The organism is Novosphingobium sp. KACC 22771, assembly GCF_028736195.1.
Classification (GTDB): Bacteria; Pseudomonadota; Alphaproteobacteria; order Sphingomonadales; family Sphingomonadaceae; genus Novosphingobium.
Genome location: NZ_CP117882.1, coordinates 196931 through 218585, shown reverse-complemented (window position 1 = coordinate 218585; position 21655 = coordinate 196931). Strand labels below are relative to the sequence as shown.

Below are 21655 nucleotides of genomic sequence, written 5' to 3'. Positions count from 1 at the left end.
CATCACCTCAGCCTCCAATATTCAGGCATAATGGCCCAGATCGTCAGACCAGATTGATCTTGCGCGGAGCCTGGGGGCCAATCAGGGCAGCCAACAGGTTGAGACCACGCCGCAATGGATCGCGCCCTATGGCTCCACCAACCGAAACCCGCATGGCGGCGGGCCTGATCGATGATTTTTCGGCCGCGAACGCATCACCGGGGATCGCGGGCAGGCCATGATGGCGCAGCGCATCGCAAACGTGGCGGGCATCCAGATCCTGCGGCACCTCAACCCACAGGTGATAGCCATAGTCCTGCGCGCAATAGCTGCCCGGCGAGAGGCATTCCCGCACGATCTCCTGCCGCAGACGCGCCTCGAAGCGCACCTCGTCAATCAGCTTGTGGAACAGCCCGCGCCTGATCCAGTCCGTGACCACGGCGGCGTTGAGCGGCGGCGCCATGATGGCGGTTTCATGCATATCGGCGGCCAGTCGCCACGCGCCGGCAACATCGGGCGCACGCAGCCACGCCACGCGCAGGCCCGGGGTCAGGACTTTCGAAACGCTCGCAATGTGCCAGCTTTGGTCGGGCACATAGGAAGTGATCGGGGGCAGAGGATGGTCTGGCAGCCAGCCATAGGCATCGTCCTCAATCAGCAACAGACCGTGCTTTTCAATCACGTCGGCGATCGCCCGCCTGCGGACATCGGGCATGGTGACGGTCGTCGGGTTATCATTCGTCGGGACGAGGTAAACGCCCCTCACCCCGCCGCCCGCGCAAGCGCTGTTCAATCCCGCGGGATCCATGCCATCGGCATCCGAGGCGATGACCTGCAACGCCACACCAAACCGGCGGGCCAGCGCGAGCAATCCGGGATAGGCATGGGCGCAGACCGCCAGCCTGTCTCCAGACTTGAACTGGGCGCTGAAGATGGCATGCAGCGCATTCTGACCGCCAGCCGCCAACAGCACCGTGTCCTCGCTGCAAGAGATACCGCGCGCCGTGAGCAGTTCGGCTCCGGCCCTGCGCGCCGATGGCGCCCCGCCGCTGCGCTGGTACTGGAAGGGCGCTGCGGCCATGTCGGCCCCGAGCAAACCGGACACACTGTCGCGAAAAGCCTGAGCAAGCGTGCCGCCAAAGCCTTCGGGCGGGGCGTTCATCCCGGTATCGCCGGGATCGTCAGCGAAAATCGACGGGGTCACTTTGTCCCGAGCCTTCACATAGCTGCCACGGCGGCCGCTGCCTTCGATCAGGCCGAGCCTTTGGGCCTCTCCATAGGCGCGGGTTACAGTGGTCAGATCGAGGCCAAGCAGGTCGGCCAGCGCCCTTTGCGGCGGCAATCGGTCACCGGGCGCCAGAACGCCCGCCTCGATCGCATCGGCCAGAGATTGCGCAATCGCCAGATATTTCGGGCCGCTCGCCGCGTTAATGTCAGGCGTCCAGTCGGTCATGGTCAGGCTCCGGCCCTTTTGCAGGCATTTTGCATGGATCTTCAGTCCCGATGATTGAAAACGGGCCGGCCTGCAAGCACGTTCCTCGCCATTTCCCCGCCATCATGCAGCGCGAGCATGCCGCCCGGCGTCGTGTCGTCCCACAGGCCGGGATCGGCATATTGCCGCAGCGCCGATTCATAGCGGCCAATCCGGGCCGTTTCATGGAACAGCAGAGTAGCCGCCTCGGCGATCTCGGGAAAACCCTCTGCCTGACCGGCGCGGATCATGGCGGCAAGATCCGGCCTGTTCATCGCGTCATACACTGTTGCGACCAGATGAGCGGCCAAACTTAATGCATTGCTGCCCGCCGCCGTACGGTCCGCATACTGCGTGCGCATGTCAATCAACCTTGTCTTCGGCGCGGGCGTGCAGTTCGGCCCAGAGCTTTTCCGTGCCTGCCTCCTGCGCGTGATTGACATAGGCCGAGGCGACCAACCACCCTTTGATATAGGGCAATGGCAAGATGCAGCCGAGCATCATCAGCGGAAGCGATGTGATCAGATGCACCCAGTAGGGCGGGTCAAAAGCCACCTGAAGCCAGACAACAAAAAAGGACAGAGGGAAGGCCACGATGCAGAGCGAAAAGAACGCCGGGCCATCGTCCGGCGCGGCAAAGTTATAATTCAGACCGCAATTGGGGCAGCGGTCCTGCAGCTTTAGCCAGCGCTTGAACATGGATGCCTTGCCGCAATTCGGGCAACAGCCCTTTATGCCGCAACGGAAAATCCATTTTCCCTTATTTCCAATCAGACTTGCGGGTTTCATCGGGCCGATCCCTTGAAGGAGCACTGATTCTGCACCCCCTCTATCATGCATGCATAAAGCATGCAATAATCCATACGTTAAAAAGACAAATCACCACCATCTCGATGAATATATGCTGCTGCACGGCGCAAAAGCGGTTCAGGGCTTATACGGCGGGGCCGCGCAGCCCCGCCTGAAGAAACCGACACAACTCGGTCCGTTGCCGAATGCGCGGCCCAGTCTGCCCGATTGGCATCGCTGCTGCTGATTGTCTTCAAATTTCCATCGAGGCCTACTCGTCAACCGCGACACGCGCCAAGGCAACCCTTCCCCGCCGCATGGAGCATGGGTCCTGCCATTATGCCTCACAGCGGGAATGGAATCAGACCTCTCGCAATTTCCTCAGGACACAATCCCTTGATTCAAAACAAGGGAATAGGACCGGATCACAGGCGAATGGACAGCTTCTTCCCTGAATATCGAACATGCCTCAGCAGCGGGAGCGTCACCGCGCGTCCCGCAGGGTTAGGGCCGATCACCGCAACATTCAAAATCCGCCTTTTTACCATGCCGGGAAAAGCTCCCTGCCTTGCGCCGATGGTCAGCGTACGGGTGCGGTCATGCCAGATCAATTCAGTGGTGGCGCGCTGCCCCTTCTCATAGGCATAGGTTTCGCCGTCATCGTCATAGAGCGTGAAGCGGGCGTCCGCGCCGGGATAGATGCGGATGTCCAGCGGAGCGTCGGGCTTCTGGGTGGCATATTGCAGCACCGGCCCCATGGGCAGGATCGACCCGGCCCGCACATAGAGCGGGACCAGATCGAGCGGAGCCGGACGTGTTATCCTTTCGCCGCCCCGCAGGCGTTGCCCGCTCCAGAAATCGTACCAGTCCGCACCTTTGGGCAGCGTGGTGGTGACATTGAAATCCGCAGGCCCCGTCACCTCGCCGCTGCCATCGCTGGGGCGGCGCCAGGCGAGGCGCAGCCCGCGATTGCCATCGCCGTTGAAGTAATCAATGCTGATTCTCACCCGCTGCCCCTTGGCCAGCGTGATGCGTTTGCCGGCATAGCGTAGGGTGCCCTTACCCCAGCGGCTGATCACCGTCTCGCCATCCAGCGTCAGGCGATAGCCATCATCGCCCTCCAGCCCCAGTTCATAGCTGCCCGCCTCCGGCGCGGTAAGCGTCCCGGTCCAGCGGGCGGAGAAATGGTTGAGTCCGGAAAGCCCGCCCGGAATCTCGGCCAGCGGCGGATCGGGCCAAGTGTGGTCCAGTCTGACGTCGATGGCAGTGCCCTTGGGCGTTTCGAAATTCTCGCCCTCATAATACTGGACGGCAAGGCCCGGTTTGCCGTCCGGCGTGGTCAGCGCTTCGGCAGGAACCGTGGCGGGCGGGGGCGGCTGGATATGGACCATCGCGCGCGTGACCGGGTGGACCAGCAGCGATGGGCCGAACATGAACTGATCGTCGATGGTGTCCAGCGCACGGTCATCGGGAAAATCCATCATCATCGGGCGCATCATCGTGCCGCCCGCATGGGTGACATTCCAGGCAAGGCCGTAGATATAGGGCATCAGGCGATAGCGCAGCTGCGTACTCTTGAGCAGGGATTGATACACCTGCGGGTCGAGCGTTTTGAAGCGCCATGGCTCGCGCTCGACATCGGTGCCGTGGATGCGCATCAGCGGGTTGAAGGCGGCAAATTGCAGCCAGCGGGCATAGAGTTCGCGCCAGCTTGCGTGCTGCTCGCCGCCTGGAAATTCCGAGACGAAGAAGCCGCCCGTGTCCTGCGTCCAATAGGGATTGCCGGTGACGGTGACGTTGATCCCGCCCGCCACCTGCTGTTTCAGCGTTTTCCAGCTGGCAAAAATGTCGCCGCTCCATGATGCGGCAGCCGTGCGCTGCGCCCCGGCCCAGGCGGAGCGAGTAAGAGTAAACACGCGCTTGTTGCTGGTGGCGCGCTGGCCATCATAGGTGCCCTGTGTGGTCATCAGCGAATAGGGGTTGAGGTACCGCGTGAAATCACCCAGCGCGTTCGACCCCAGCGCCTTGGTGTCGCGGATGTTGTCGGCCACATTCCACATGGCGCTGGCAACCTCGACCTCGGTGCCATCCATCCACAGCGCATCGACACCCTTGTCCAGCAGGCCCGATTTGATGTGTTTGAAATAGATCTGGCGGGCGATGGGGCTGTAGGCGTCGTAAACCCGCGCGTGCTTCGAAATCCAGTGCAGCGGGGCAAAGCGCAAATGCTGCGCGTCCAGCTCATGCGCCAGCGCCGTGTCATCGCCCACCGAGGGCCAGATCGACACCATCAGTTTCATATGCATGGCGTGCAATTGGCGTGTCATGCCCTCGGGGTCGGGATAGCGGGTCTTGTCCCACGTCATCCCGCTCCAGCTGCCGTCCTTGGCGCTGCCCCAATATTGCCAGTCCTGCACGATCGTATCGAGCGGAAAGCGTTCCTTGCGAAAGGTCCGGGCGATGTCGAGCAATTGCGCCTGCGTTTTATAGCGCTCCTTGGACATGAACAGGCCCAGCATCTGTTTGGGCACCATCGGCGCATCGCCGGTCAAACGGCGATAGGCGGCCACGACATCGTCGGGCGTATTTCCGCCCATGAAATAGTAATCGACCCCGCCCGGCGCGCTTTCGGCCCAGAGTGATGCGCCGCCCGCGTCATCCTTGAACCGCATCTGGGAATAGGTGTCCCACAGGATGCCATAGCGGCGCGAGGACATCATCACCGGAATGATGATCCCCACATTGGTCTGTACCAGCAAAAGGTCGCTGCCGCGCCGGTTGGAGCGATCATCGGCGGTAAAGCCAAAGCCATAGATCGCCTCGTCGCCTTGCAGGGTCAGGCGGTTGGTGGCCTCATAGCTGGGGGTTCCCTCGACGGTAATGGGTTTGACAGTCTCGGGCGCGGCGGCATTCTCGGCGGTATAGAGCTTGCCGTTGGCGTCCATGAAACGCAGCGCGCCGGTGGCCTTGCTGACCTCGATACGCAAGCGGGGGCTGGCGATGGTCAGCGTGTCGGCATTTTCGGCGACCGAGAAGGGCTGCGATGCGGGAGGTTTCACCACGACCAGGCTGGGCGCTGTCCAGTAGTTCCGGCCGAGATTGGCGTTCACCCGTACCGTATCGGGACCATAGAAGAGGATGTTCTTGGTCAGTCCGTGCAAGTGGATCTGCACGCCATGGCTGAGCAGCCTATAGGCAAAGGCATCTCCTGCTTCCACTTTCACGTCCAGCAGATGCCCATGCGCATCAAGGCCGCTTGCCGTCGGGGATTGTGCCTGTGCCGGCAGGTTTGCCGCAAAAGCCATCATCAGCGCTGGAATCCAGACGGAGCCCCGCCGAAGCCTGCCAACATCCGTTCCCATAGCGCATAGCCTCTTATCTCTATTGTCTCGCTACGGTAACGCTAACATTCCTGCTGTCAAGATTCACTGGTCATCGGCGATGGCAGTGTGCGGCACTTGACCCAGAAAGACAGGATTGGTCGCCCCAAACTGCGCGAATGCCGCGTGTCTGCGCTTCTGGCTCTTTGCTTCACCTTAACGAAGATGATAGCGCTATACGCTCAAGAGGTCTCCTCATTGTCTTTGTCAGCCGCCTTCTGTTGGGCATCAAGCTGCTCGGCGCTGGGCAGGCCACAGACCGAACCCGTCCGGACCGAGGCGCCGGCGCTGGAAAGCGCCTTGTCGATCGTGCTTTGATCGGCCGGAGCCAGCTTGTCATACAGGTCTTGCTGCTCGGGATTCATAAAAGCAAAGGTGCAGGCCTGACGGGTGGTTTCGTCCTCGGTCTTCTGACAGCGGGCCAAAGTTTCTGCGATGCTTTTGACATTCTTGGTCTGCATGTAAATCGTGACCATGGCGGGAAGGAATTTGTCATCATCGTGGAAGCGTGACTTGGCCGTGGCAATGACTTTCAAGGCCTTGGGATAATTCTTCATCCTTATCAAAAGATCGACATGTTCAGAAAAGCCGATCAGGCTTTGCTGCAAATACGTGTCTCCGCCCGCAGGCGCCGATACGGGCGGCGGCACGACCGCAGGCGGGGCAGCTTTGACGCGCCGGTTGTTCTTCATGGGGGAAGAGGGCGGCGCGGGCGGGGTTGTGCCGCTGAGTTCGGCCATATCGTAAAGCCTGTCGGCCTCGGCATTTTTCCCCGTGGCAAAGGAGAGATAAGCCAGAGTGTTGGCGACAAGCGGGGTGGTCTTGTATCTTGTGGAAAGCGCGGGCCTGAGCAGTTCTATCGCCTTGGCTGCTCCGACGTTGATCTGGGCAACGCAGTCGGGCTGCTTGATATCGCAAGGTGCGGCAGGGATCGCCAGACGCGCGGCGTCCACAGCGTTTACGGCCACGGCCGCTTCCCTATACTCCGCACTGGCTCGCAGCGCGTCAATCCATGCATGCGTTGTGTCAACCGGGGGCACGTCAGCATGGGCCTTGTCCATATATTTGCCCAGACCTTTGAGGCGTTGTTTGGCGGGACGGTGATCGGCCATTAACGCTTTGCCGAGTTTTTGCAGAAACAGCGCTTCGGCATTTTTGACCATGCCATTCAGGAAGCCCGAGAAAACATTCCCGCCATTCTGGCCCGAGGCCAGATTGGCCAGAGCCTGCCCGCTTGCCAGTTTCATGTAACCGCCAAACTGATCGCCGAACTGCTTGGTCCAACTCTTCTGCCGCTCCTCATCCTGCTGGAGGAAGTGCAGCGCTGTGCCATAACCGTCAGAGGAATATTGGGCCAGCAGGGCAAGGTCCACGCCCCCGGCGTCGGCCTGATCCTCCAGCCTCCGGGCCAGTCCCTGATCGAAATAGCCGAATACGTCGCGGGTAAGATTGCCCTTGGCCCAGACCTGCGTGGACAGGGCCAGAACCTGCGGGTCATTGGCCTGCGACACGTTGATCTGATTGCCCGCCTTGGTAAATCGCATATCGGCAAGGGCAAGTCCCAGACGGGCGCAGTCTGCCAGCTTGTCAATGCTGCTCTTGGCCGCCGCCAATTTGGCATTGTGGGTAAAATGGCCGAGCGCGATGTGGTTGAACTCATGCGCAATGACCCAGGCCACCTCATCGTCGGTTTGGGCATGCATGATAAGGCCCAGCGGAATGACGATCACATTGTCGGGATGCGATGCTGGGCCGTAACTGCTGGAGCCGATCATGCGGATCGTCATGGCGGGCGGTGCGCGCAAGGGCCACGCATCGCGCAGACGCTTCAGCACGGCGCTAAGCTGTCGCTCCGTTTCGGGCATGGCGATGCCGGTGCCTGAAAAAGCGCCGCGATTGACCGAGACCGAGTCAAGCGACCGACCATTGATCTGCGCGGTGGAGCTTTCAGCATCGGCTTTGGCCAAGGTCTCATTGGTCACTTCGCTGCCCAGATAGGGCTGTTTGTTCTTTCCCTTGACGGAAAAGCCGCAACTTATACCGGGAAGGCATTGCGCCTTGAGCGGGGCCGATACCGCGAGCGAGAGTGCCAGCGCCTGGCAACCGGCCAAGGCAGCTCTGGTGGACAGAGCCCTCATTTGCTTTCGGCCACACAAACCTGACCGCCCGATCCTACGCCTGCCCCAATGCCGCCACCGGCGGCGAAATGGGGACGCTCCGGTGCGCTGCCTGATTTGCTGACTTGCAAACAGGGCCCCTGCATCCCCTCGGTCTGCACTTCGGCCATGCGCAGGTAAACCAGTTGGCCGCCGTGCTCGATCCCGACATATCCCGGCCGGGCGGGGCCGACCACGGGGATGCCGCCCTTTGGCACAGACCATTTCGGCTCCCGGCCATGAAAATTGCCGTCCTTGTCGTAAACGCTGACCATATCGCGCAGGAATTCGGTCACACGCGGTCCATCGCCCGTTGCGGCGATAAGCATGACGGCGCCGAGTGGAACAAGCCATTTGGGGTTCATCCAAGGTCTCCCTGATTGCTGTTGCCGGTGGGTTTTCTTGTGCGTGGTTTTCTGGGCTTTCCCTGTTGCGCAGGCTCAAGCGGCTGCCCGCTGGCCACGAGTTGGGCGGCGCGGAAAAGACGTTGTGTGGAAAAACGCTGGCCGATTTCCTCGAAAACAGGTTCAAGGGCGGTAATCAGAAGGTCGCATACGCCCATGGCGACGATCATGACCACGCCCATGATATTGAAACTGGCAGGCACCCACCCCGTTAAATCGGAAGCTTGGGCCCCGGAAATCCCGATGAAAAAGCGGGCCGCGATAAAGACAATCAGAATAGCGAGAAAAACCACCAGCAGGCGGGCAACAAGCAGGCCGCCGAGCGTTTCCGGCCCGGCCTGTGCATGTCTGCCGGACAGGTTTTGCCCCCCATTGCGGTGGATCCGGTAATGTTCATGAAGATGTTTGAGCCATTGCACCGCGACGGCAAGGATGAAGGCGATGACGAACATCACCACGAAATTGAACAGATCCGTCCGCGACATGGAAAGAAAATCCGCAATTTTGGCGGGGACGCGCGAATAATTTTCTCCCCTCTCGATCAGATTGTCGAGCGCCATGGCATGGAAATAGACACCGGGAAGGTTGCCCAAAGGTGCGGTTTTCAAAACATCGTTGCTGTCGGCGAATTGCGAACCGATCAATACCAGTTTGCCGCCGAAGATTTTCCGCCCGTCCTGCGCGCTAAAACCGGCGGTCTGCGTTATGTCGTTGGGGAATGCGCGTGTGTAAATGCAAGGCTTGGGCTCCGGCTTGCCGATCCCCGCCGTGAGCATACGAAAGAATTGCCATGACATCGCGCCAAGGCTCGGATCGGCATGGGCGCAGGGCTCTTTATCGCGCTCGACAAGCAGTCTTTCCGGTCGATCCTTGAGGGCTCCGGATAATTTCGGGCCCGCGGCCCAATCGATATCGAGCGGGGCATCGAAGCGCTCGGACCAATTGAAACGTGCATCCTCGTCATCCAAAACCGGTCTTTGTCGACAGGGACCGGTGGCCTGTTGCACCCGGGCGGCGGCGGTCGGCAATCCGCACCACACCGCGTAAAGGGCGGCCGCAGGATATAACCGGTAGCGATGCTGCTTGCGCGCTTCAGCACCTTGCAGCGTGACCAAAGGATATTCATGCGGGGCTATATCCACCGGCAACGCCGCCGCGATCGTATCCAGCGCATCAAGCGCCGGAGATGGCACCGCCAGAGCCAGCGGATCATCTGCATTCCTCGATCCGATGCGCGGATCGGCCAGAAAGATCGGTATGCCATGATGGGCCTGAATGCAGGCTATTTTCGCAGGGACACTGTCCTGACAGTTCTGGTCGGTGGACCATTGATCATATTGCGTCAGTTCTGCGATGCGCAGCACGAGACAGCGGAAGGGGGAAAGGTCGCTGCCGGTGCGCGTGGCGCATTTCGCCCTGGTTTCAGGGGTTTTGATCGCATCAAGAACGGATAGACCGGATGCCTCCACCGCTGCATTGGTCAGCAGCAGGTCAATAAACAACGCCTTGGGCTTTTCCCTGCCCGCCAGAGCCACGACATCATCCATCGTATCGGCAAGGTCAAAAGCCGAAAGGGGCAATTTTTTTCCGAGGCGGGCGATGGAGGCATCGTCGTAATACAGAACCGTAATGGCGTTCCGGCCCTCACCTGCATCAGGTGGCGCGCCATGGCGCTTTCCGGCCAGTTCCGCATATTCCTGCGCCGCCAAACGCTCCCATATTTCGTGGCTGTGATCGTCACCCCATTTCGCGATTTCGAAGGGGTTGAGGAGAGCGATGAACAGAATGATGAGCGCTTCGGCCGCGGCTTTGAGGGTGGCCTTCAAGAGATCCGTTGTTCCGATCGGCGGCAACAGTGCATACCGCCTCGACCAGGCCGATTGGGAGAAATTCCGTAAAGCCGATCTTTGCCCCATCGCGCGTCGTGCCCCCGCCTCTGCGCTTAAAATCATGCTTAATATATCGGTAATCGCAAAACTGTCTACTCATGACAGAGAAGCATTATGTTATATTTATGAATATAGATTCGAAGCTCTTTACACTGATAGCGCCACAATCGGGCAACTTTCGGGATTTCTTCGCACGATTCCTCAGAATTATCGCAACATTGAATTATGGATTCTTGATACATTATTGAAACATAACGCTTTTGCCAAAATTCGCGTACTATGTACTTATCCGGTTAAATTTCCGCCTTCGAGCCAGAATGCACCGAACCCTTGTGATAAAGTTTGAAATGGTCGAACCGCCTTGACGGACCCTCCTGACCACTGGGCAAGACGCCAACGGCGTGGCCTTGGCATAGCACCGGACGCCCGCGACACTTTCCCATATTTTTAATTATTTCATAATCTTATGATCTTTTCGGATCTATCCTGATCGCCGCAATGCTGGAATACCGCATCCAACCAGCCAATAAATTCCGATGCCATCATGCAGGGCAGTCGTGCTAAATCCTTTGCCTCACCGTCTTCTTGGGAGTTATTCGATGCAGCCCTCCACCACCCGCGCGCTGGTCACCACTTTGCGCGAAGACGCAAGGATGGTGATCGAGGTGATCGAACAGCCGCTGCCCACGCCGGGCCCGGACGATGTGGTGGTGCAGGTTGAAGCGGCGCCGATCAACCCATCGGACCTCGGCCTGATGTTCGGCCCCGCCCTGACCGCGCAGGCCAGTTATGACAAAGGCCGGGTTTGCGCCCCGGTGCCCCCTGCCGCGATGACATCGCTGGCCAGTCGCATCGGGCAGCCACTTGGCATCGGCAACGAAGGCGCCGGGCTGGTTATCGCCGCCGGTTCGGGCGCGCAGGCGCTGGTGGGCCGCCGCGTGGCTGCCCTTGCGGGTGCGATGTACAGCCAATATCGCGTTATCCCTGCGGCCAACTGCATGGTACTGCCCGAGGGCGTATCCGCCCGCGATGGCGCCGCAGCCTTCGTCAACCCTTTGACAGCGCTGAGTTTCATTGAAACCATGCGCGCCGACGGTATGTCGGCGATGGTCCACACCGCCGCCGCCTCCAATCTGGGGCAAATGCTGGTCAAGCTCTGCCTGGCCGATGGCATTGGTCTGGTCAACATCGTGCGCAGCCCCGCTCAAGTTGCGCTGCTGCGCGGCCTTGGTGCTCACTATGTGCTCGACAGCACTAACCCCGCTTTCCCCGAGGAACTGGCTCAGGCGCTGAGCGAAACCGGGGCGCGGGTGGCTTTCGATGCCATCGGCGGCGGGCCCTTGCTGGGCACGATCCTTGCGGCGATGGAAAAAGTGGCAAGCGCCGACAGCGCCTATTCGCGCTATGGTTCAACCCAGGCCAAGCGGGGCTATGTCTATGGCGCTCTGGATACTGCGCCGATTACGCTGCCACGCTCGCTGGGCTTTGTGTGGGATGTGTCGGGCTGGCTGCTGACCCCAGTGATGGAGCGGCTTGGCCCCGAAGCGAGAGCGCGTATGCATGCCCGCGTGGCGGCCGAACTGACCACCACCTTTGCCTGCCGCTACAAGGGAGAATTGTCGCTTTCGGCCGCCCTGACCCGCGAGGCCGTCGAAGATTACACGAAGCGCGCAACCGGCAGCAAATATCTGATCCTGCCCTCTGCGCCTTGAGGCCAGCTTACTGCATCAACCATCGTCCCGCCGCAAACGACACCGATGGTGGGGCTTGACCGCAACAAAAAAGGGGCCGGATTTTCATCCAGCCCCTCCTTCGTTCTTGATCGTTCTATCAGAACTTGACCGAGGCCTTGATGCCGACGGTACGCAGTTCGGGCAGGCCGACAATCAGATAGCTGAACGGACCGCCGGCCAGAGCAATGGCGTCCGGCCTCGGAACCCCGATTTGAGAAGTCGGCGTCTGGACGACGTTCTGCTGAATTGAGGTGTAGCTCCTGTTGTTGAACAGGTTGGTGGCGAACAGTTCGAGGCCAATCTTGTCCAGATTGACGCCGATACGGGCGTTTACAACCGTACGGTCCTTGATCCAGGTGTAGTTGGCTGCGTCGAGGAACTGCTTCGACTTGTAGTTCAGATCGGCACGGGCAAACCAGGTCGAATTGTCGCGGCCGGGGATGCTGCCGTTGAACTGCGGGCTGATCGAGAACGAGTAGCGCGAGGTCAGCGGCAGGCTCTTGCCGACATAGCCGTTGCCGAACACGCCGGTCGAACGCGAAATCGAGGGATCCGCGAAAGAACGGATGTTCGTATCATTGATCGCGCCCGACATATTCAGGGTAAAGAAGCGCGTAGGCGTTGCGGTCATGTCCAGTTCGAGCCCCCGGATCAACGAGCGCCCCGAGTTGGCAAGGCCGGTAACTGTGGTAGATGTCAGGCCGTTGACGACGAAGATCGAACGCGAGTTATACTGGTCAGTCCATTCGCTGTTGAAGGCCGCCAGTGCAAACGTCAGCTTGCGGTTAAACAGCTTACCCTTCACGCCGATTTCAAACGTGGTGAGCTTTTCCGGGCGGGTGAATGCCTGAACGTCAATGCTCTGCAACGCCGCGATTTCCGCAGCCGTGCCCGAGAACAGGCGACCGTTGAACGAGGCAACCGAAACGTTCGCCGCCTTGGACCACGAAGCATAGGCCATGATGTCGGGCGTGATCTTGTAATTCAAGATGGCGCGCGGCATGAAGTTATTGAAGCTCTTGGAATAATAGGGCGTCATAGGCGCATAGGTGCCCGCCGGGATACCCGTGGTGGCCGAAGAGTCGGGGCTGACCACAGCGCCTGCACCGCCACCGAACAGATAAACCTTGTCGGACTGGTAACGGCCTTCAAGGTTGATGGTGAACTGGCTGGTCACATCATAGCTGGCGCTGCCGAAGATGCCGGTGGTGCGCACCTGCTGCGGCGAAGACATGGTGCTGGCCGGGCGGGTGGCGCCAAGCGCTTCGGCGCCGACGTTGAACAGGTCGCGATAGGCCTTGGTCCACAGGTAGTTGGCGCCGATCATCGCGTTGAACGGTCCCTTGTTGTCAAAGGCGACGCGCACTTCCTGCGAGAAGTCGCGGTTGGTGCGCTCGATCACGAAGGGGAAGTTGTAGAACGGCAGCAAACCGTTGGTGGGGGTGGCGGCCGTGGCGGGAAGCAGCGACGAACTGTCGTAATTGTCCAGTTCGGACATTTCCGAGAACATTTCGTCGTTAAAGCCGGTCATCGACGAGAACGTGAAGCCATGGCCGATGTCATAGTCGAGATTGATATGGGCATGCTTGTACTTACGCTTCATGCCATAGCCCTGAACACCATCGGCGGCGCTGACGGGACGATAGGCGCCATTGGCCAGCGCGGCCGCCATGGCGGGGCTGACATAGGTGTTCTGGGCCGGGCCCATTGCCAAGGCGGGCGCCGCGCCGCAGATGAACGGGTTGGATGTGCGCGCCTCGGTGTCCGAACGACCGAAAGTCAGGCCGGAAAGCGTGCAGTTGGACTGGTTGGCGACCAGCAGCGTACCGGCCGAGCTGCCGCTTTTCGCCGGAATGTTGAGCGCACCATTGTTCGAGCGGATTTCGTAAGCCGAGATCATGCCCTGCGCCGAAGGACCGTCGTGATCTTCGCTGTAAAGGCCAAAAGCCTTGATCGTCAGGCCGGTGGTCGGCTTGAGCACGATCATCACGGTGCCGGTGCGGGTCTGCTGGTCGCCCAGACGTTCATTGGCATTGGCACCATTGACGTAGGAGCCGCCCTTTTGCAGCACGCGGCCCGTCACGCGGACGCCAAGGACATCCTGGATGATCGGGGATTCGATCGAACCCTGAATGTCATAGCCCTTGCGGCTGAAGGCCGAAGCGCTGAAGCTGCCCTGAAAATGATCGGCGGGAAGCTTGTTCACCACATTGATCGCGCCGGCAAAGGCGTTACGGCCGAAATAGGCGTTCTGCGAACCCTTGAGCACTTCGACACGTGCCGGATCTGTGATCGCGTTCATCGCCGAGGCCGAAGACACAGGCACGCCGTCAATGAAGGATGCCGTCAGCGTCGAGTCGGTCGTCGACGGGGTGAAACCACGCATCGAAATCTGCTGGAACGAACGGTCGTTGCGGCCCGAATTGTTCGACGAAACGTTGATGCCGGGGGTGGCATCGACCAGATCGGTCACCGACACAATGCCGCGCTGGCTGATTTCCTGAGGGCTCATCGCGCGAATGGCCAAGGGAACGGTGAGCAGGTTTTCCTCACGCTTACGCGCCGTTACCGTGATCGCGCCTGCATCCTCGACGGCTGCCGGTGCCGCAGGCTCGGCGGCCTGTGCGGGGGCGGAGAAGCTGAGCGCGACCAGCATGGCCACCATGGATCCGGAATATCCAGCCGCGATTTTCGAAATGGATTTCTTCATTCTTCCCTCACACTTAAGTTTTTGCCGAAATTTGTATTTTTACATTTCCTGCAAATTGTCATTGTTCTGTTATTTTGTTCGTCTAACCAAAATGGCCAAGCATGATGGGTAAGGAGCGACACAGTTTGACCGCGCGATCCTAAAAACCGGACCGCGCAACAAACACCGGCCCGAAACGGCCAATTGATCTATTTCCCCTTGCCCCAAAAGTGCCTGCTGACTCTCGGTTGAGATGAAGCTTGCCTTAACTGTGACTGTTGGCAGGCGCGAAATAGGCTCTATTCGCCTGTCGGATTTTGACTCTTGGTGCAGCCGTACCAATAGAGGCCGAGATACCGCAGAGCATGATACAAGCACTTCATAGAATTTGCTTTTTCGGCGCATGACGCCATCGGGAAACCATCCGCCCTATCCGCCTATCGGCCATTGCCTGAATGTCCCTCGCCGGGCGCGATGCCCCGCATAGGCTGCTGTCCATAAATAAATATTTGGCGAGAAAGACGGGGCAATGTCCAAGATCGTGAAGTGGGCCGGATCGGCCCTGCTGGTGCTGCTTGTGCTGTTTGTTGCGACTCTCGCGCTGATGCGGGCCGGCCTGTTCAACCCATCCTATGATGATGTGAAGGCGCGCTGGGCCGATGCCCCGTCGAAATTCGTCAAGGTGGGCGATGTGACCCTGCATGTGCGCGATGAAGGGCAAGGCCCGGTGGTGCTGATGCTCCACTCCTCCATGTCGAACCTGCGGATCTGGGATGCATGGGCCGATCGGCTGAAAACCCATTACCGGGTGATCCGCCTCGATTGGCCGCCCTATGGCCTCAGCAAGGATCCCAATCCCTCCATGGGTCTGGCGGGCGTGATGAAGCTGATTGAGGCCTTTGTCGAACAGGAGCATCTCGACAAATTCGCCATTGTGGGATCGTCGAGCGGAGCCACGCTCTCAGTGCTTTATACCGCCGCTCATCCCGAAAAAGTGACCGCGCTGGCGCTTTCGACCCTGCCGCTTGAAGCCCCGCCGACCACCCATGTCTCGGCGATCGAAACCGGCACGATCTGGCTGCATGAAAATGTCGTGCCCAATTACTACCCCAAGTTCTACTATCGCTGGATGCTCAGCTCGCTCTACGGCGTCCCGGCCCGGCTGAAGCCTGAAACGGTGGATTGGTATTACGACACCAACAATCTGCCCGGCGGCTTTGCCCGCGTGCGCGCCTATTATCAGGCCAACAAGAAATCGCTGTGGAAGAAGGGCGCGGGCAGCGAGGCCGCACAGGTCAAGGTGCCGATCCTGCTGCAATGGGGCGACCGCGACATCGTGCTGCCCACCTATCTGGCGGACAAGGCGGTCAAGCAATTCGCCAACGCGCAGGTCACGATGATCCATTACCCCGATGTCGGCCATTACCCGATGCTTGAACTGCCCGATGAAACGGGCCGCGATCTGGATGGCTTCCTTGCACGGGTTACGCCGCGCCAGCCCTGAACACGCCCCGCAATCTATAAAGGAGGGGCCAGATGGCACCGGCCGATAATAACAATCCCGCCCCCGACAGGCCCGCAAACGTCTGGGCGATACGCTTTGGCTCAACGCTGGTGCCGGTGGCCCATGCCGCCGCACAGAATGTCGTCACGGTGCTGGGCCTGCGTTTCATGACCGACAGCCTCGCCATTTCGGCGGGCACGGCGGGACTGATCTTTGCGCTGGTCAAGATCTATGACGGCTTCCTGGATCCGGCGGTGGGCGCTCTGTCCGACCGGGCGCGCACACGCTGGGGTCGGCGCCTGCCCTTTCTGCTGGCAGGGGGGATAGCGATGCCGCTGGGCGTGATGATGCTGTTTGGCGCGCCCGATTTCGGCTCGGTGCTGCTGGCACAGATCTTTGTCACGCTGGCCCTGATCATCCATGCCAGCGGCTATACGCTGCTCACCATCCCCGGCTTTGCCATGGTGGTGGAAAGCTCGTCCGATCATCATGAGCGGACAAGGCTGATGGCATGGCGCGTTTACGGCAATGCCATCGGCACGCTGATCGGCACCACGGTTCCGGGGTTGATTCTGTCGCGCATGGGCGCAGGGCGCGGGGCGCATCTGGCCATGGCGACGGTGATCGGGGCGCTGGTGCTGATTGCCACGCTGGCGGCGGTGCGTCTGCTGGCCCGCGCTCCGCGCACCGCTCCGCCGGCGAATCCCCGCCCGTTCAATCTTGCCACTCAGGCGCGTCTGGCATGGGCCAATGTGCCTTTCCGCATTCTGGCCATTACCCATGTCTTCCTGCTGTTCGGCACCGCCATCGGCAGCGCGGCCATGGCCTATTTCAGCCGCTATGTGTTGCAGGCGGGCGATGGCTGGATCTCGGGCTATTTCCTGTTTTCGACCGTGGGCATGGTCGCGTCGATCCCGGCATGGGTGCGCTTTACCGCCATCATCGGCAAGAAGGCGGGCTATATGGGCGCGATGACGCTTTACGGGCTGGTCAATCTGACCTGGCTGCTGGCCGCGCCGGGCGATCCGGCATGGCTGACCACAGTGCGCGCGCTGGGCACGGGCCTTGCGGGCGGGGGCACGATCCTTTGCGCCTATGCGATGCTTTCCGATGCGGTGCGCTATGACTATCTGTGCAGCGGCGAGCGGCGCGAGGGCGTGTTTGCCGGTTTCACCACCTTGCTGGACAAGCTTTCCTCGGCTGCCGCGCTGGCGGCGATGGGGGCGTTCCTCTCGGCCATGGGCTATGTCTCGTCGGCGATGGGCGGGCCTGTGGCACAGAGCGCGAATGCGATCCGGGCCGTGGCCATGTGCGTGGGGCTGGTGCCTGCGCTGGCGATGCTGGGCGGGGTTATGGCGGTGTCGCGCTACCGGCTCGATCCGGCCAGCCTCGAGGAAAAGTTCGAAGGAGCAGGCGCGTGAGTGCGATTGAGATTGTCGGCCTGATTTCGCCCTATCGCGGATCAGAAGCCAGCCCGGAAGCGCCGGTCTATGACGCAAGCTTTGTCCCGGAAATCGCGCGTGCCTATGAGGCCGCCGGGTTTGACCGGGTGCTGGTGGGCCAGAATGCGCGTTCCGCCGACAGTCTGGTCAATGCCAGCTTTGTTGCGGCGGCTACCACGCGCCTCAAGCTGATGGTGGCGCATCGCCCCGGCTTTATCGCCCCCACCATGGCCGCCCGCGCACTGGCCACGCTGGATCAATTGAGCCATGGCCGGGCGGGCGTCCACATCATCACCGCCTTTTCCGACATCGAGACGCGCTGCGATGGCGATTATCTGACCAAGGATCAGCGCTATCATCGCAGCCGCGAATATGTCGGCCTGCTGCGCCAGATGTGGGGCGCGGCGCAGCCGTTTGACCATGCGGGCGAGTATTACCGCTGCGATGCCGCCTTTACCGAGGTGCATCCGGTCAACGGCTCAATCCCCGTCTTCTGGGCGGGAACATCGGAATTGGGCCTGCGCTATGGCGCGGAACTGGCCGATGTCTATGCGCTGGGTCCGGGCAGCGTGGCGCAAGTGGGCGAGTTGGTGGCCCGCGTCAAGGCCGAGGCGGCCAGGCATGGGCGCGCTCCGCGCTTTTCCATGTCGATGCGGCTGGTCGTGGCCGACAGTGACGAGGCCGCATGGGACCGGGCGACGGGCCTGCTGCGCGCGGTGGAGGAGAAACAGGCAAGGCTGGGCCTGCTGGGCCGGGATCTGGGCGCGGCGGCGGCGGATACCGCGCAAAAGGCCGCCCAGGCCGAGGCCGATGGCGCCGATCCGCATCTGTGGGCCGGGCTGACCAAGGCAACGCAGGGGCGGCTTCAGGTGACCTGTCTTGTCGGCTCGCCCGACACGCTGGTTGAGGCGCTGATGGCCTATTGGCGCGTGGGGATCGACAATTTCCTCATCACCGGCTTTGACTGGATCGCCGATACGGCGCGGATTGGAGCGGAGATCGCCCCAACCCTGCGCCGCCGGACGACATTGGAGAAGCGGGGGGCTTAACGCCCCCAGCTTGCCTCCAGCCGCGCGCGCACGGCGCTTTCCTGCTGGATCAGTGCGTCAAAGCCCGATGGCGCGGCATCGGCAAAAAGATTGGCCGGCCAGAGCGGCGCATCATACATGCCGCGATGCAGATCCGGCTGGATCTGCGCCAGAAAATCCGCCGTCGGCCCCGCCCGCGAGGCGCGCAGGGCCGCAATGTCGATGGTGGCCAGCGTGAAGGTCTGATCCACCTTGCGCGCGATGCTGCCACCGTTGAAATCATAGGCGGCGCTATCCACCGCGCCATCGGCATAATTGGCCATCACCAGATAGGCCGCATTTTCAAACGCCCGCACCGGACGCACAATCTCGGCTCCGGCGCGGTTGAGATAATCGATGGATTGCACAGCAGCGATCGGATTGCAGATCACCTCGGCCCCTTTGAGCGCCAGCGCGCGCACCGGCTCGGGCCAATGCACCTCGGCCCCGATCAGTGTGGCCAGCGTACCGATGGGCGTATGCAGCACGGGAAACAGCGCGTCCGCGCCGAACACATCGATAAAGCGGTCCAGCACGTCGCCGGGACTGGTGCGCAGAGACATCGCATAGGTCTTGCGATAGACCAGCCCCACCTCGCCTTCGGGCGTGAAAATCGCGCTGGAGAGGAAATAGCGGCCCGGAAAGGCGGGATGCTTTTCCGCCGTCTGCACCACCGCATAGACGCCCGCCTTGCGACAGGCCGCGCCTATCGCATCGGCTTGCGGTCCGGGAAAAGTGATCGCCGCATCCAGCCACACATCGGTGCCCAAGGGCGCATAATGCGTCAGCGAGAATTGCGGAAAGACCACCAGCCGCGCGCCATGCTCGTCCGCCGCACGCGCGATGAGATCGCAATAGAGCGCAACATTGGCGGCCAGCGCAACGGGCATGACGCCGCCATCGCCAAACACAGTCTGCGTGGCCGGGCGGCACAGCGCCGCCGTATAGGGCGCGATCATGCCGTCACCGCTTCCTGCGCCGCGATCATCTGGCGCAGCATCGGCACCAGCTTGCCGCCGATAATCGCCGCGTCGTTGATCTGATCCGGCCCGCGCAGCAAAAAGCGGGTGATGCCAAGGCGGCGGTATTCCATCAGACTGTCGGCGACCTGCTCGGCCGTGCCGACCAGCACGCTGTTGTTGCCGCGCCCGCCATAGGCCTTGTTCAGCCCCGTCCACAGGCATCGGTCGAGCCAGTCGCCTTCCTTGGCCTGCTCGGCCATACGCTGGAAAGCGCCGGCGGCGGGCTTGTCGCCATCCTTTTCATGGGCGGCCATGATGCCGCGCGCACCGGCACCAATCTGGGCCATCACGCGATCATAGAGCGCCGCCGCGCGAGCGTGGGCCGCGCTTTCCGTCTCGCCCACGATGATGACCATCGTCATCAGCACCTTGATAGCCCGCCCATGGCGCGCCGCCGCCGCATGCGCCCGCGCCGCCAGCGCGCCCGCCCCGGCAAATGTATCGCCGCCCAGCGCATAGATGTCGGCCCATTGCCCGCACATATCCAGCGCAAGATCCGACGTACCGCCAAAATAGACGGGGATCGCCCCGTTCTCGGGCCGCACCAGCGCATGGGCGCCCTTCACATTGTAAAACTCGCCCTGATGGTCAAAGGGTTCGGGCGAGGACCAGATCTTGCGCATCACCTCGACATATTCGCCCGCCACGCGATAGCGGTGCTCCTTGGTGTTGAACGCGCCATCGGCCTGCACCTCGCGGTCATCGGCGCCCACGATGATATGGACGCCCGCGCGGCCCTTGCTCAGCCGGTCGATGGTGGCCAATTGCCGCGCCGCCGTGGTCGGGGCGATGAAACCGGGGCGATGCGCCATCATGAAGCCAAGGCGGCTGGTCTGGGGCGCAAGGAAGCTGCCGATGGCCATGCTTTCGGGCATGGTGGCCGCATTGGCGATCAGCACGCGGTCATAGCCCGCCGCTTCCTGAGCCTGCGCCACATCGCGGATGAAATCAGGGTCAAAATCCAGCGCCGAGGGCGGATCACCGACCCCGCCCGCGCGATGGTTCACAATGCCGACGATTTCCAGATCGCTGCTGATGGGCGTGGACATGTCTTTTCCCCTAAACGTTTATGCTCGCAGAAGATCGGGCAAATCCTATGCGCCATCCAGTCGAATTTTTGGGTGAGTTATAGAGATATTCTATAGCATCGCATCGCGGTGTGCGGCATGATCGGCCCATGGATATTCGCCAGATCAGACGTTTTGTGACCGTGGCCGATCTGGGCAGCTTTAACCGTGCCGCGCAGATGCTCTCTGTCTCGCAGCCGTCCCTGACCCGTTCGATTCAAATGCTGGAGGCCGAACTCGACGCCCGCCTGTTTGAGCGCGGGGCGCAAGGCGTGCAATTAACCGCAATGGGCGAGGAATTGCTGCCCCGCGCGCGGGTGATCTTGATCGAGCGGGACCGCGCGATGGCCGCGCTGGCGGCGCTGCGCGGCGGCGGCGGCGCAGAAAGGATCGCGATCGGCACCGATGCCTCCTTTGCCAGACATCGCCTGCCTGCGGCTTTGGCCCGGATGGCGGTCGATGATGCCGACGCCTGTTTCCATGTGGTGGAGGGCGGCACGGCCGACCTGCTTGTCGCTCTGCGTGACGGGCGGGTCAGTCTGGTGCTGGGCGCAAGGGCGCCCTGGCTTGATCTGGCGGGGGTGCAATTTGAACCCTTGGCCGAGGAGCGCGCCAGCGTGATGCTGCGGGCGGGCCATCCGTTGCTGGCCCAAGGCACGCCCGATCTTGCCGCTCTCTCTCGCGCGGCCTGGATCGTGCCTGATCAAGACAGTCTGGTCGAAGGCTGGTCACAGATGTTCATCCGCGAGGGCCTGCCCGTGCCTGCCATCACCTTGCGCACATCCTCGCTGACGGTGATCCGGGGAGCGCTATTGGCGGGCGATTTCATCTGTCTGGGCGATCATTCCACCTATGCCGATGCGTTGGAGGATGGCGCCCTGATCGCGCTGGATGTGGTCAGCCCGGCCTATACCCGCCCGGCTGGGCTGTTTCGCCGGACCGACACAAGGCTTTCGGCGCGGGAACGCAAACTGATTGCATTGCTGCGGACCCCTTGACCAGATCGGGCCGGAATGGTCTGGGCATTTTCGATCCATCGGCCTAAACCCGCCGCGATAGGACA

At 61.3% G+C, this 21655-nt stretch carries 16 protein-coding genes; 6 read left to right on the top strand and 10 right to left on the bottom strand.

Annotation, left to right across the window (positions count from 1 at the left end):
* Positions 1 to 43: 43 nt before the first annotated feature.
* The 7 genes from PQ467_RS18010 to PQ467_RS17980 all read right to left on the bottom strand — a co-directional run bounded on the left by PQ467_RS18010 (position 44) and on the right by PQ467_RS17980 (position 10005).
* On the bottom strand, positions 44 to 1432 hold the full coding sequence (locus tag PQ467_RS18010) for an aminotransferase-like domain-containing protein (protein ID WP_274176913.1): 1389 nt from the start codon (positions 1430 to 1432) through the stop codon (positions 44 to 46).
* A 41-nt stretch (positions 1433 to 1473) separates the two neighbouring features.
* Positions 1474 to 1812 carry a hypothetical protein gene (locus tag PQ467_RS18005; protein ID WP_274176912.1) on the bottom strand — a complete coding sequence of 113 codons (339 nt, stop codon included), beginning with the start codon at positions 1810 to 1812 and terminating at the stop codon, positions 1474 to 1476.
* Between the two features lies 1 nt (position 1813).
* Complete coding sequence (locus PQ467_RS18000) at positions 1814 to 2239, bottom strand: DUF983 domain-containing protein (RefSeq protein ID WP_274177253.1); 426 nt, start codon at positions 2237 to 2239, stop codon at positions 1814 to 1816.
* Between the two features lie 425 nt (positions 2240 to 2664).
* Positions 2665 to 5547: a glycoside hydrolase family 31 protein gene (locus tag PQ467_RS17995; RefSeq protein WP_274176911.1), complete on the bottom strand. Its 2883-nt coding sequence runs from the start codon at positions 5545 to 5547 to the stop codon at positions 2665 to 2667.
* A gap of 254 nt (positions 5548 to 5801) precedes the next feature.
* Positions 5802 to 7757 (bottom strand): M48 family metalloprotease, encoded by a 1956-nt coding sequence (locus tag PQ467_RS17990; protein WP_274176910.1) that lies wholly within the window; start codon positions 7755 to 7757, stop codon positions 5802 to 5804.
* Complete coding sequence (locus tag PQ467_RS17985) at positions 7754 to 8071, bottom strand: hypothetical protein (RefSeq protein ID WP_274176909.1); 318 nt, start codon at positions 8069 to 8071, stop codon at positions 7754 to 7756. Before PQ467_RS17985 ends, PQ467_RS17990 begins: the two co-directional genes overlap by 4 nt.
* A 65-nt stretch (positions 8072 to 8136) precedes the next feature.
* A complete protein-coding gene (locus tag PQ467_RS17980) occupies positions 8137 to 10005 on the bottom strand; it encodes a CHASE2 domain-containing protein (RefSeq protein ID WP_274176908.1) in 1869 nt (622 codons plus the stop codon).
* Here PQ467_RS17980 and PQ467_RS17975 point away from each other — a divergent pair.
* Positions 9968 to 10414: a hypothetical protein gene (locus PQ467_RS17975; RefSeq protein ID WP_274176907.1), complete on the top strand. Its 447-nt coding sequence runs from the start codon at positions 9968 to 9970 to the stop codon at positions 10412 to 10414. The genes PQ467_RS17980 and PQ467_RS17975 overlap by 38 nt on opposite strands.
* A gap of 253 nt (positions 10415 to 10667) precedes the next feature.
* A complete protein-coding gene (locus tag PQ467_RS17970; RefSeq protein WP_274176906.1) occupies positions 10668 to 11780 on the top strand; it encodes a zinc-binding dehydrogenase in 1113 nt (370 codons plus the stop codon).
* A 118-nt stretch (positions 11781 to 11898) separates the two neighbouring features.
* On the opposite strand, the gene PQ467_RS17965 is transcribed toward PQ467_RS17970, so the two are convergent.
* Positions 11899 to 14511, bottom strand: coding sequence for a TonB-dependent receptor (locus PQ467_RS17965; protein WP_274176905.1), 2613 nt, complete (start codon positions 14509 to 14511; stop codon positions 11899 to 11901).
* 508 nt (positions 14512 to 15019) lie between these two features.
* Here PQ467_RS17965 and PQ467_RS17960 point away from each other — a divergent pair.
* The 3 genes from PQ467_RS17960 to PQ467_RS17950 are packed head-to-tail and all read left to right on the top strand — an operon-like array spanning position 15020 to position 18485.
* The gene (locus PQ467_RS17960) at positions 15020 to 15994 is read left to right on the top strand and encodes an alpha/beta fold hydrolase (RefSeq protein ID WP_274176904.1); all 975 of its coding nucleotides are present in this window, start codon (positions 15020 to 15022) and stop codon (positions 15992 to 15994) included.
* A gap of 32 nt (positions 15995 to 16026) precedes the next feature.
* On the top strand, positions 16027 to 17415 hold the full coding sequence (locus tag PQ467_RS17955; protein WP_274176903.1) for an MFS transporter: 1389 nt from the start codon (positions 16027 to 16029) through the stop codon (positions 17413 to 17415).
* A complete protein-coding gene (locus tag PQ467_RS17950) occupies positions 17412 to 18485 on the top strand; it encodes an LLM class flavin-dependent oxidoreductase (protein WP_274176902.1) in 1074 nt (357 codons plus the stop codon). Before PQ467_RS17955 ends, PQ467_RS17950 begins: the two co-directional genes overlap by 4 nt.
* Here PQ467_RS17950 and PQ467_RS17945 read toward each other — a convergent pair.
* Both PQ467_RS17945 and PQ467_RS17940 read right to left on the bottom strand, forming a co-directional pair.
* Positions 18482 to 19462: a nitrilase-related carbon-nitrogen hydrolase gene (locus tag PQ467_RS17945; RefSeq protein WP_274176901.1), complete on the bottom strand. Its 981-nt coding sequence runs from the start codon at positions 19460 to 19462 to the stop codon at positions 18482 to 18484. The genes PQ467_RS17950 and PQ467_RS17945 overlap by 4 nt on opposite strands.
* Positions 19459 to 20574 carry an LLM class flavin-dependent oxidoreductase gene (locus tag PQ467_RS17940; RefSeq protein WP_274176900.1) on the bottom strand — a complete coding sequence of 372 codons (1116 nt, stop codon included), beginning with the start codon at positions 20572 to 20574 and terminating at the stop codon, positions 19459 to 19461. The genes PQ467_RS17945 and PQ467_RS17940 overlap by 4 nt, the downstream gene beginning before the upstream one ends.
* 128 nt (positions 20575 to 20702) lie before the next feature.
* On the opposite strand from PQ467_RS17940, the gene PQ467_RS17935 reads away from it, so the two are divergent.
* The gene (locus PQ467_RS17935; RefSeq protein ID WP_274176899.1) at positions 20703 to 21590 is read left to right on the top strand and encodes a LysR family transcriptional regulator; all 888 of its coding nucleotides are present in this window, start codon (positions 20703 to 20705) and stop codon (positions 21588 to 21590) included.
* The last annotated feature ends 65 nt before the right edge of the window (positions 21591 to 21655 follow it).

Coding starts and splice junctions, on each gene's coding strand:
- PQ467_RS18010 (WP_274176913.1), bottom strand. CDS start 1,432: ATGACCGACTGGACGCCTGACATTAACGCGGCGAGCGGCCCGAAATAT.
- PQ467_RS18005 (WP_274176912.1), bottom strand. CDS start 1,812: ATGCGCACGCAGTATGCGGACCGTACGGCGGCGGGCAGCAATGCATTA.
- PQ467_RS18000 (WP_274177253.1), bottom strand. CDS start 2,239: ATGAAACCCGCAAGTCTGATTGGAAATAAGGGAAAATGGATTTTCCGT.
- PQ467_RS17995 (WP_274176911.1), bottom strand. CDS start 5,547: ATGATGGCTTTTGCGGCAAACCTGCCGGCACAGGCACAATCCCCGACG.
- PQ467_RS17990 (WP_274176910.1), bottom strand. CDS start 7,757: ATGAGGGCTCTGTCCACCAGAGCTGCCTTGGCCGGTTGCCAGGCGCTG.
- PQ467_RS17975 (WP_274176907.1), top strand. CDS start 9,968: ATGAGCGCTTCGGCCGCGGCTTTGAGGGTGGCCTTCAAGAGATCCGTT.
- PQ467_RS17970 (WP_274176906.1), top strand. CDS start 10,668: ATGCAGCCCTCCACCACCCGCGCGCTGGTCACCACTTTGCGCGAAGAC.
- PQ467_RS17965 (WP_274176905.1), bottom strand. CDS start 14,511: ATGAAGAAATCCATTTCGAAAATCGCGGCTGGATATTCCGGATCCATG.
- PQ467_RS17960 (WP_274176904.1), top strand. CDS start 15,020: ATGTCCAAGATCGTGAAGTGGGCCGGATCGGCCCTGCTGGTGCTGCTT.
- PQ467_RS17955 (WP_274176903.1), top strand. CDS start 16,027: ATGGCACCGGCCGATAATAACAATCCCGCCCCCGACAGGCCCGCAAAC.
- PQ467_RS17945 (WP_274176901.1), bottom strand. CDS start 19,462: ATGATCGCGCCCTATACGGCGGCGCTGTGCCGCCCGGCCACGCAGACT.
- PQ467_RS17940 (WP_274176900.1), bottom strand. CDS start 20,574: ATGTCCACGCCCATCAGCAGCGATCTGGAAATCGTCGGCATTGTGAAC.
- PQ467_RS17935 (WP_274176899.1), top strand. CDS start 20,703: ATGGATATTCGCCAGATCAGACGTTTTGTGACCGTGGCCGATCTGGGC.